The sequence below is a fragment of the Candidatus Poriferisocius sp. genome (genome assembly GCF_965204145.1).
Taxonomy (GTDB): Bacteria; Actinomycetota; Acidimicrobiia; order Acidimicrobiales; family Bin134; genus Poriferisocius.
Genome location: NZ_OZ241977.1, coordinates 3,285,085 through 3,294,991, shown reverse-complemented (window position 1 = coordinate 3,294,991; position 9,907 = coordinate 3,285,085). Strand labels below are relative to the sequence as shown.

The 9,907-nt window shown below is 65.0% G+C and carries 13 protein-coding genes; 12 read left to right on the top strand and 1 reads right to left on the bottom strand.

All coding sequences use genetic code 11. From position 1 onward, the window contains the following. Positions 1–11 precede the first annotated feature (11 nt). Genes tuf through tpx form a run of 5 tightly spaced genes read left to right on the top strand, consistent with a single transcriptional unit; the run spans position 12 to position 4,193 of the window. Positions 12–1,202 (top strand): elongation factor Tu, encoded by a 1,191-nt coding sequence (gene tuf / locus ACOGI7_RS15420; protein ID WP_419849625.1) that lies wholly within the window; start codon positions 12–14, stop codon positions 1,200–1,202. Between the two features lie 5 nt (positions 1,203–1,207). Beyond that, complete coding sequence (gene rpsJ, locus ACOGI7_RS15415; protein ID WP_419845036.1) at positions 1,208–1,528, top strand: 30S ribosomal protein S10; 321 nt, start codon at positions 1,208–1,210, stop codon at positions 1,526–1,528. 51 nt (positions 1,529–1,579) lie between these two features. Next, on the top strand, positions 1,580–2,752 hold the full coding sequence (serB, locus tag ACOGI7_RS15410) for a phosphoserine phosphatase SerB (RefSeq protein ID WP_419849624.1): 1,173 nt from the start codon (positions 1,580–1,582) through the stop codon (positions 2,750–2,752). 12 nt (positions 2,753–2,764) lie between these two features. Next, positions 2,765–3,634, top strand: coding sequence for an HpcH/HpaI aldolase/citrate lyase family protein (locus tag ACOGI7_RS15405; protein ID WP_419849623.1), 870 nt, complete (start codon positions 2,765–2,767; stop codon positions 3,632–3,634). A 58-nt stretch (positions 3,635–3,692) separates the two neighbouring features. Continuing rightward, the gene (tpx, locus tag ACOGI7_RS15400) at positions 3,693–4,193 is read left to right on the top strand and encodes a thiol peroxidase (protein WP_419849622.1); all 501 of its coding nucleotides are present in this window, start codon (positions 3,693–3,695) and stop codon (positions 4,191–4,193) included. A gap of 7 nt (positions 4,194–4,200) precedes the next feature. Here the strand turns inward: tpx and ACOGI7_RS15395 are convergent, their stop codons facing one another. After that, entirely contained in the window at positions 4,201–5,361 is a 1,161-nt protein-coding gene (locus ACOGI7_RS15395; RefSeq protein WP_419849621.1) for an AI-2E family transporter, read from the bottom strand. 283 nt (positions 5,362–5,644) lie between these two features. Between ACOGI7_RS15395 and rplC the strand changes: the two genes are divergently transcribed. From rplC to rpsC, 7 genes are read left to right on the top strand one after another with little or no spacing between them, the layout of a single operon-like run. Further along, on the top strand, positions 5,645–6,253 hold the full coding sequence (gene rplC, locus ACOGI7_RS15390) for a 50S ribosomal protein L3 (protein ID WP_419849620.1): 609 nt from the start codon (positions 5,645–5,647) through the stop codon (positions 6,251–6,253). Beyond that, positions 6,250–6,903, top strand: coding sequence for a 50S ribosomal protein L4 (gene rplD / locus ACOGI7_RS15385; RefSeq protein ID WP_419849619.1), 654 nt, complete (start codon positions 6,250–6,252; stop codon positions 6,901–6,903). Before rplC ends, rplD begins: the two co-directional genes overlap by 4 nt. Then, positions 6,900–7,190, top strand: coding sequence for a 50S ribosomal protein L23 (gene rplW / locus ACOGI7_RS15380; protein ID WP_419849618.1), 291 nt, complete (start codon positions 6,900–6,902; stop codon positions 7,188–7,190). Before rplD ends, rplW begins: the two co-directional genes overlap by 4 nt. A gap of 8 nt (positions 7,191–7,198) precedes the next feature. Beyond that, the gene (gene rplB, locus ACOGI7_RS15375) at positions 7,199–8,035 is read left to right on the top strand and encodes a 50S ribosomal protein L2 (protein ID WP_419849617.1); all 837 of its coding nucleotides are present in this window, start codon (positions 7,199–7,201) and stop codon (positions 8,033–8,035) included. An 11-nt stretch (positions 8,036–8,046) separates the two neighbouring features. Then, positions 8,047–8,325, top strand: coding sequence for a 30S ribosomal protein S19 (gene rpsS, locus ACOGI7_RS15370; protein ID WP_419849616.1), 279 nt, complete (start codon positions 8,047–8,049; stop codon positions 8,323–8,325). Then, a complete protein-coding gene (gene rplV / locus ACOGI7_RS15365) occupies positions 8,325–8,987 on the top strand; it encodes a 50S ribosomal protein L22 (RefSeq protein WP_419849615.1) in 663 nt (220 codons plus the stop codon). Before rpsS ends, rplV begins: the two co-directional genes overlap by 1 nt. Beyond that, positions 8,987–9,889, top strand: coding sequence for a 30S ribosomal protein S3 (gene rpsC, locus ACOGI7_RS15360; RefSeq protein ID WP_419849614.1), 903 nt, complete (start codon positions 8,987–8,989; stop codon positions 9,887–9,889). Before rplV ends, rpsC begins: the two co-directional genes overlap by 1 nt. Positions 9,890–9,907 lie beyond the last annotated feature (18 nt).

Below are 9,907 nucleotides of genomic sequence, written 5' to 3'. Positions count from 1 at the left end.
GAGGATGAAAAATGGCTAAAGAAACATTCGAGCGCACCAAGCCGCACTTGAACGTGGGCACGATGGGCCACATCGACCACGGCAAGACAACCCTCACCGCGGCGATCACCAAGGTGCTGTCAGAGGCCGATCCCACCACCACGCAGTTCACCGAGTTCGACAACATCGACAAGGCTCCCGAGGAGCGGGAGCGGGGCATCACCATCAACGTGGCCCACGTGGAGTACGAGACAGGGAACCGCCACTACGCCCACGTCGACATGCCCGGCCACGCCGACTACATCAAGAACATGATCACCGGCGCCGCCCAGGTTGACGGCGCCATATTGGTGGTGTCGGCCGCCGACGGCCCCATGCCCCAGACTCGGGAGCACGTGCTGTTGGCCCGCCAGGTGGGCGTGCCCGCCATCGTGGTGGCCCTGAACAAGGTCGACATGGTCGACGACGATGAGCTTCTGGAGCTGGTCGAACTCGAGGTCCGCGAGCTGCTCAGCGAATACGACTTCCCCGGCGATGACATCCCCGTGATCCCGGTGTCCGCCCTCAAGGCGCTCGACGGCGACGGCGACGCCGCCCAGCAGGTGATCGACCTGATGGAGCAGGTGGACTCCTACATCGAGGAGCCCGAACGGGATGTGGACAAGCCCTTCCTGATGCCCATCGAAGACGTGTTCTCCATCACCGGACGGGGCACCGTGGTCACCGGTCGGGTGGAGCAGGGCATCGTCAACACCGGCGACAAGGTGGAGATCGTCGGCATCCGGGACACCGAGGAGACGGTGTGTACCGGAGTGGAGATGTTCCGCAAGCTGCTCGACGAGGGCCGCGCCGGCGACAACATCGGCGCTCTGCTGCGGGGCACCGACAAGGACGAGGTCCAGCGGGGCCAGGTGCTGGCCAAGCCCGGATCCATCACCCCCCATACCAACTTCGAAGCCCAGGTCTACGTGCTGACCAAGGAAGAAGGCGGGCGCCACAAGCCGTTCTTCAGCAACTACCGGCCCCAGTTCTACTTCCGCACCACCGACGTCACCGGCACCATCGCCCTGCCCGAAGGCACCGAGATGTGCATGCCCGGCGACAACACCGAGATGGTCGTGGACCTGATCGCCCCGATCGCCATGGACGAGGGCCTGCGCTTCGCCATCCGCGAGGGCGGCCGCACCGTGGGCGCGGGCACCGTCACCAAGATCGTCAAGTAGCTCTCATGGCCGCAGGACAGAAGATTCGCATTCGGCTGAAGGCCTACGATCACGAGATCATCGACCAGTCCACGAAGAAGATTGTGGAGACGGTCAAGCGCACCCAGGCCGATCTGCGGGGCCCTGTTCCGCTGCCCACCGAGAAACACCGCTTCACCGTGATCCGGTCACCCCACAAGGACAAGGACAGCCGCGAGCACTTCGAAATACGCATCCACAAGCGCTTGCTCGACATCGTGGATCCCGGTCCCAAGACCGTGGACTCGCTGCAACGGCTGGACCTGCCCGCGGGCGTCGACATCGAGATCAAGCTCCAACACGGCTGAGGCCGAACTAGAGCAGCAATGCCGGGGCGACGGACCGAGTCCGGGTAAGCCATGGCCCCCCATCAAGTCATCCTGCTGAGGGTCTCCGGACCCGACCGGCCCGGCCTTTTCGCGGCCCTGCTCAACGTGCTCACCCACGGCGGGGCTCGAATCCAAGATGTCGAGCAGAACGTCATCCGCCGCCAACTGGCCCTGGGAATCGTCATGGAGGTGCCCCGAGGCCAGGACCTGCTCAAAGACCTCCTCCTTTTCGGCTGGGAGCAGCGGGTCACCGTGGAGTTCGACGTTGTCGATCCCACACCCTCCGCCCATGCCGATGCCCATGCGGTGACCGTGCTGGGCCGGGAGCTGACCCCGGAGATGCTGGCCACCACCGCCACTGCCATCGCCGACGGGGGCGGGAACATCAAACGCATCGTGCGCCTCTCCCGCTACCCCATCTACAGCTACGAACTGGTGGTTGAGGGGGGCGAAGCCGATGTCATCCGCCACAACCTGTTGTCGGTGGCTGGTGCCAACCCCGAATTCGACGTGGCCATCCAGCGAGAAGGTCTGGCCCGCAGGGCCATGCGTGTGGCTCTGCTCGACGTGGACTCCACCCTCATCCAAGACGAGATGATCGACCTTTTGGCCGCCGAGGCCGGCTGCGAGGAGGTATGCCGGAAGCTGACCGAACAGGCCATGCGGGGAGAAATCGACTTCGAGACCTCGCTCCGGGAGCGAGTCCGTCTTTTGGCCGGTTTGGACGAGGCCGCGCTGGAGCGAGTGTGGGACCAGGTGACGCTTACCCCCGGAGCCCGCACCTTTGTCATGACCCTTCAACGGCTGGGCTTCACCATCGCCATTGTCAGCGGCGGCTTCACCCGTTTTTGCAACCGGCTGAAGCAGAGCTTCGAACTCGACTACGCCTTCGCCAACACGTTGGAGATGGTGGGCGGCAAGCTGACCGGAAACCTGGAGGGCCCGATCGTGGACCGAGCCCGCAAAGCGGAGATCCTCCACGAGATTGCCGCTGCTGAGGGCGTGTCCCCCGAGCAGGTGGTGGCAGTGGGCGATGGTGCCAACGACATCGACATGCTCACCGCCGCCGGGCTGGGCATCGCCTTCAACGCCAAGCCCAAGGTCCGCCAGGCAGTGGACACCGCGGTGAGCGTTCCCTACCTCGACGCCGTGCTGTTCGTGTTGGGCGTCAGCCGCGAAGAGGTCGAGGCTGAGGGAATCTGAATCGCGGCTGAGATGCAAAGCGACCCGCCGCCGATCCGCAGCCTGTTGTTCGTGCCGGCCAACCGGGCCGACCGGATGCAAAAGGCACTGGCCTCCGACGCCGACGGGGTGGTGTTCGACCTGGAAAGCGCTATCACCCGGGGAACGGCTGGCGAGGCCCGGGCCAACGTCTGTCACGCGCTGGAATCTCACACACCAGATCAACCCGCAGTGTTCGTGAGGGTTTCGGCAGTCGGCACTGTTGATTTCGCCTCTGATCTGGACGCCTGTCTGCATCCATCGCTCACCGCGGTGATGCTGCCCCAAGTCACTGGACCCGAGGAAGTGGCAGCCACCGACTCCGCCCTGAAAAGCACCGATGCCCGGATCATGCCGCTGGTGGAAACCGCCTCCGCCGTGCAACGGGCCTATGAGCTGGCCACTGCGTCCGACCGGGTGGCCTATATGGGCGGTGCCACGTCTCGCCAAGGCGATCTGGCCCGATCAATAGGCTACGAATGGACTCCTGAGGGGACAGAGACCCTCTATCTGCGCCAAAAAGTGCTCATCGATGTGCGATCGGCCGGAGTGCCCAACCCCCTTTCGGGCCTCTGGGGCACCATCGACGATCTCGACGGCCTCACTCACTTCGCCCAACAGACCCGACAATTCGGCTACGAGGGGATGATGATCATCCACCCCAGCCACATCCCGATCGTCAACCAGATCTTCTCCCCCACCCCCGAGGACATCGCCGCCTGGCGCCGTCTCATCGCCGCTGTCGAAGAAGCCGATATCCAAGGCATCGGCGCCTTCCGCCACGAAGGCCGCCTCATCGACCACGCCCACCTCCTCACTGCCCGACAGAACCTCTCCCGCGCGGAGCGATTGGGCCTCTGCTAAAGCGGAGAATTCCCTCCTCGGCAACAGAATCAACCGGCGGGGGTGCTACAAAACGGCTATGGGCCAAACCACATTCAAAGACATGACAGTCAACACCGGCGGCGACCTCCCCGCGGTGGGGTCGGCGGCACCGGGATTCACCCTTACCGGGGGCGATCTGTCCCCCGTCACGCTGGGGAGCCTGGCTGGCCGCAACGTAGTGCTGAACATCTTCCCCAGCATCGACACCGGCGTGTGCCAGGCCAGCGTGCGGGCCTTCAACGAGCGGGCCGCCGCCCTTGACAACACCACCGTGGTCTGCGCCTCGATGGACCTGCCCTTCGCCGGCGCCCGCTTCTGCGGCGCCGAGGGCATCGAGAACGTGACCATCGGCTCCATCTTCCGCAACCGGGAGTTCTTGGACGACTACGGCGTGGAGATGGTCGACGGCCCCCTGTCCGGACTCACGGCCCGGGCTGTGGTGGTCATCAGCCCCGACGGCACCGTGGCCCACACCGAGCTGGTGGGCGCCATCGCCACCGAGCCCGACTACGACGCCGCACTGAGCGCCTGTTCCTGACCTCTGCTCAGGACTTGACCTCTCGGCGGAGGACCCTGCGGATCCGCTGGCTGAAGGGATCGCGATCGGGATGCTGGGCTGCCTCGGCGTCTTCGAGCTCCTGCACCACCTCCTGTCGTTCGAGGTAGCTGGACAGAAAGGCCTGGATAGTGGCGGCGGCCGGTAGAGCCAGCAACGCCCCCACGGCCCCCAGTAGCAGGCTTCCGGCGATCACCGCGCCGAAAGCCACGGTGACGTGGATTTCCATGGTGTGGGCAGTCACCTTGGGCTGGAGCAGGTAGTTCTCCACCTGTTGGTAGACCACGATGGCAATCAGGATGGCCAGCCCGGTCGATGGCTTGTCCAACAGCCCAATCAGCACCGGCAGCGCTCCGGCGATATAGGTGCCGATGACCGGGACGAACTGCGAAACCAGCCCCACCCACAGCGCCATGGGGACAGGGAACGGCGCCCCCACCAGCCAGAACACCAGCCAGTGGACCAAGAACGAGACCACCGCCAAGATGAGTCGGCTGTAGATGTAGCCCCCGGTTTTGTCGATGGCCAGATCCCAGATGTTCAGCACTTGACGCTGACGCTCGGGGGGCAGCAGGGAGCAGATATTGCGCCGCAGCTTGGGCCCCTCAGCAACCAGATAGAAGGTGAACAGCACGATGGTCAGAATCTGGAACAGCACTTGCAGCACCGTGGCGCCCAGATTGATCAAATTGTCGGCCAGCCGAGTGGCCAGATTGGCCACCGCCCCGCCCTCTTGGAACTCATCAAGCAGCCCTTGGGCGTCGACCTCAATGTCGAACGCGTCCTCCAGCCAGTTCTCGATGTCGTTGATGTAGCCGGGAGCATCGTCGGCGAACTCGCCGATCTGGTCGGCCAGAACTGCGCCGATGGCCCACAGAAACAAGCCCAACGCGGCCAAGAGCGCCAAGAACATGATCCCGGTACCCAGGCCCCGGCGAATGCCCATCCGCTCCATTCGGTTCACCGCAGGCTCCAGCGCGAACGAGACAAAAAACGACACCAGCACGATCACGATCAGCGTTTTGAGCTCTTCGATCAGCCATCCCAGCACGTACAGCCCGCCGAGAGCCGCCGCGCCAGTCAGGATGGCGCGAAACAGCCACGGCGGAACCTTCCGGGACGGTGTCTCTTCGGACGAAACGTCGTCCACGTTTTCACGCTAACCCTCGCCTTTTGCCCAATCGGGGATTTGGCCATTGCTCCAGCAACCGCTATCCTTTTTGTTTCGTGCCGGCTCCGGTCGGCACTGTTCGTGTCAAACGACGTCCGTCTAGGCCTGCAAGGTGCAATCACCCTGCTCCGGGAACCGGACGGCACAACCGAAGCCCGCTCCGCCGGTAAGTCCCACCCACTGGGTCTGCACCCGTGCGGAGCGTTCGCGTGAAGGCAGGGTCGCGATGGTTGCCAAGGCGATTGTCGGCGAAAAGATAGGAATGACCCAGGTGTGGGACGAGGACGACCGCGTCGTCCCCGTCACCGTGCTGCGGGTGGAACCCTGCCGAATTGTGCAGGTCAAGCGGCCGGAGACCGATGGCTATTCCGCCCTCCAGGTGACCTTTGGAACCCAGAGCCCCGACCGGCTGACCCAGCCAGAACGCGGCCATTTGGATAAAGCCGGCGTTGCTCCCGGTCGCAAGCTGGTGGAACTGCGCATCGACGACGTGGGCGCCTATGAAGCCGGCCAGGAGATCAGCGTCGACGTGTTTGACGGCGGCGAGCGGGTGGACGTCACTGGCGTCAGCAAGGGCAAGGGCTTCTCCGGGGTCATGAAGCGGCACAACTTCAGCGGCCAAAAAGCCAGCCACGGGGCCCACAAGGTCCATCGCAAGCCCGGCGCCGTCGGCCAGTGCGCCACGCCCTCGAGAATCTTCCGAGGCAAGAAGATGCCAGGACGAGCCGGCGCCGAGAAGGTCACCACGCTGAACCTCCAGGTGGTGAGGGTGGACACCGAGAACGATCTGATCCTGCTGAAGGGCTCGGTACCCGGTCGTCGAGGATCCACCGTGCTGATTCGCAGCGCGGTGAAGAACGGGGCGAAATGACCACTGTCACCGTTCGCAACCCCTCCTCTGGGCGGAAAACCGGGTCGGTGGACCTAGACCCCGAGGTATTCGGCATCGAGCCCAACGTATTCGTCATGCACCAAGTGGTCACCGCCCAGTTGGCGGCCCGGCGCCGGGGCACCCAGAGCACCAAGACCAGATCTGAGGTCAGAGGCGGTGGCGGCAAGCCGTGGCGCCAGAAGGGCACCGGCCGGGCCCGCCACGGCTCGACCCGCAATCCGCAGTGGCGAGGAGGGGGCGTGGCCCTCGGACCCAAGCCTCGGAGCTATCGCCAGCGCACCCCGAAGAAGATGGTTCGCTTAGCCCTGCGGTCGGCGTTGTCTGATCGGGCTCGCGACGAGAAGGTTGTCGTGGTCGACCGCTGGCGGTTCGAGTCCCCCCGCACCAAGGACGCGATCGCGGCGCTCGCGGCTTTGAAGGCCGAGGGCCGGGTCCTTCTGGTGGTCCAACGCGATGAGCGAGAAGTGTGGAAGAGCTTCGCCAACCTCCCCCAGGTTCATCTCATCAGCCCCGAAGAGCTGAACGCCTACGACGTATTGGTGTCCGATGTGGTCGTGTTCACCCTCGACACCCTGCCCTCCACCGCGCCAGCCGAGACCGAAGCCGCTGACGAAGGGGATGAATCATGAAAGACCCCCGTGATGTGGTGCTGGCCCCAGTGGTCTCGGAAAAGTCCTACGAGCTGCTGGAGACCAACGTCTACACCTTCCAAGTTCACCCCAGCGCCTCCAAACCAGAGATCAAGGACGCCATCGAGTCGCTGTTCGATGTCACCGTTCTCAAAATCAACACCATGAACCGCAAGGGCAAGCGCCGCCGCAACCGGCGCAACCTCTCCTACGGCCGCAAACCCGACACCAAACGGGCGTTGGTCACCCTGGCCGAGGGCGATGAGATCGAGTTGTTCGACGTCTGAGGCACATCATGGCAGTACGTAGACGAAACCCCACCAGCCCCGGCCGACGCTTTCAGACGGTGTCCGACTTCTCCGGCATCACCGCCACCAAGCCAGAGAAGTCGCTGGTCGCCAAGAAGACCTCAACCGGTGGGCGCAACAACCACGGCCGCAAAACCTCCCGCCATCGGGGCGGTGGCCACAAGCAGCGCTACCGCGTCATCGACTTCAAGCGGGCCAAAGACGGCGTTCCGGCCACGGTGGCCTCGGTGGAATACGACCCCAACCGCAACTGCCGCATCCTGTTGCTGCACTTCCACGACGGGGAGAAGCGCTACATCCTGGCCCCGGACGGCGTCGGCGTGGGCGACGTCCTTCAGAACGGACCCGGCTCGGAGATCAGGCCGGGCAATGCCCTGCCGCTGCGCTATATCCCGGTGGGCACCACGGTCCATGCCGTGGAGCTGAAGCCGGGCGGCGGTGCCCGCATGGCCCGCTCGGCCGGAGCCAGCGCGCAGCTCGTGGCCAAAGAGGGAAGCTTCGCCACTATCCGGCTGCCCAGCACCGAGATGCGCCGAGTGCCCATCGACTGCCGGGCCACGGTGGGATCGGTGGGCAACGCCGAAGCCGAGCTCATCAAGCTGGGCAAAGCTGGCCGATCCCGCTGGAAGGGCGTGCGGCCCCAGACTCGGGGCGTGGCCATGAACCCAGTGGACCACCCCTTGGGCGGCGGCGAGGGCAAGTCATCCGGTGGACGCCACCCGGTGTCGCCGTGGGGCAAGGCCGAGGGCCGCACCCGCAATAAGAAGAAGAAGTCACAGCAGATGATCGTCCGACGGCGCCGCACCCGCGGCGGGCGTCGCTAGGGGGATTGCCCATGCCCAGAAGTTTGAAGAAAGGCCCGTTCGTCGACGGCCACCTGTTGCGCAAGGTCGATGCGCTCAACGATCAGAACAACAAGCAGGTCATCCGAACTTGGTCCCGCCGCTCCACCATCATTCCCGACATGGTGGGCCACACCATCGCGGTCCACGATGGGCGCAAGCATGTGCCGGTGTACATCACCGAGTCGATGGTGGGCCACAAGCTGGGCGAATTCGCCCCCACCCGCACGTTCCGGGCCCACGCTGGCCAAGAACGGGGAGCCCGTCGCTGATGGCTGTGATCACCGTGGACAACGAGACCCGCCCGGGCAGCCGGGCCGTGGCCAAGTATGTGCGCTCGTCGGCCTTCAAGGCCCGGGAAGTGCTCGACTTGGTGCGAGGGAAGTCGTATTCGGAGGCTCGGGAGATTCTGACTTTCTCTGAGCGGCGCATCTCCGACACGATCGCCAAGTGCCTCGACTCCGCGGTGGCCAACGCCGAGCACAACGACGAGCTCGACGGCGAGGAGTTGTTCATCGCCGCCTGCTACGCCGACGAGGGCCCCACGCTGAAACGCTGGCGGCCGCGGGCCCGGGGTCGGGCCACCCGCATCCGCAAGCGAACCTGCCACATCACCGTGGTGGTGGCCCGCTACACCGACGAGGAGCTGGCCGCCATCGACGCTCGCATGGCCCTCAAGGGCTCTGGCCGGCGCAGCTCGGCCGCCGAAGCCCGACGACGGCGAGTAGCAGCCAGCCGGGAGCGCGACGCGGCCCGGGCCGAGGAGCAGGACCACGACGAGGACGACATCGAAGCCTTCGAAGAGGGTCTGCAAGACGAGGTCCTTGAGGACGATGTCGAAGACGCCGTCGAAGAAGCGACCGACGACGATATCGACGAGACCGCCGCAGTAGACGAAGCCGACGCCGAAGAAGACGACGAGAAGGAATCCTGATGGGCCAGAAGATCAATCCTTACGGGTTCCGACTCGGGGTCACCACCGACTGGAAGTCGCGCTGGTTCGCCAACCGTCGGGAATACGGCGACTTCATCATCGAAGACTGGAAGGTGCGCGATTACCTGATGTCGGAACTCCCCCACGCCGCCATCAGCCGCATCGAGATCGAACGCACCCGCGACCGGCTCCGAGTGGACGTCCACACCGCCCGGCCGGGAATCGTCATCGGGCGCCGGGGCAGCGAAGCCGACCGGCTCCGCAACGGCCTGGCCAAGATCACCGGCAACAATCGGGTGCAGCTCAATATCCAGGAGATCAAGCAGCCCGAGCTGGACGCCGCGCTCATCTCCCAGGGGGTGGCCGACCAGCTGGCCAACCGGGTGGCCTTCCGCCGGGCCATGAAGCGGGCGGTCCAAAACGCCCAGAAGGCCGGCGCTCTCGGCATCCGGGTGCAGTGCTCGGGCCGTTTGGGCGGCTCGGAGATGGCCCGCACCGAGTGGTACCGAGAGGGCCGGGTTCCCCTGCACACCCTCCGGGCCGACATCGACTATGGATTCCGGGAGGCCCACACCACCTACGGCCGCATCGGGGTGAAGGTGTGGATCTACAAGGGCGACATCCTCCCCTACAAGACCCAGGCCGAGGACAAGATCAGCCGAGAGGCAGCGATGGCAGTGGGCGAGGCATCCGGAACCCAAAAGCCCCGGGCCGTGGTGTCTTCAGCGGCGGCTCGGCGCCAGGGCGATCTCGAGCGTCCCGATGAGACCGAAGAGCCCGCACCCTTGATCAAAGAAGCCGATCCTGAGTTCGAAAAGCTGCTCGAGGAAGAAGAGGACATCCTCCGCTCCACCCGCGAGCACCGCGAGACGCCGCACTTCCGGCCGGGCGACGCCGACTGATTGCCATGATGACGCCCA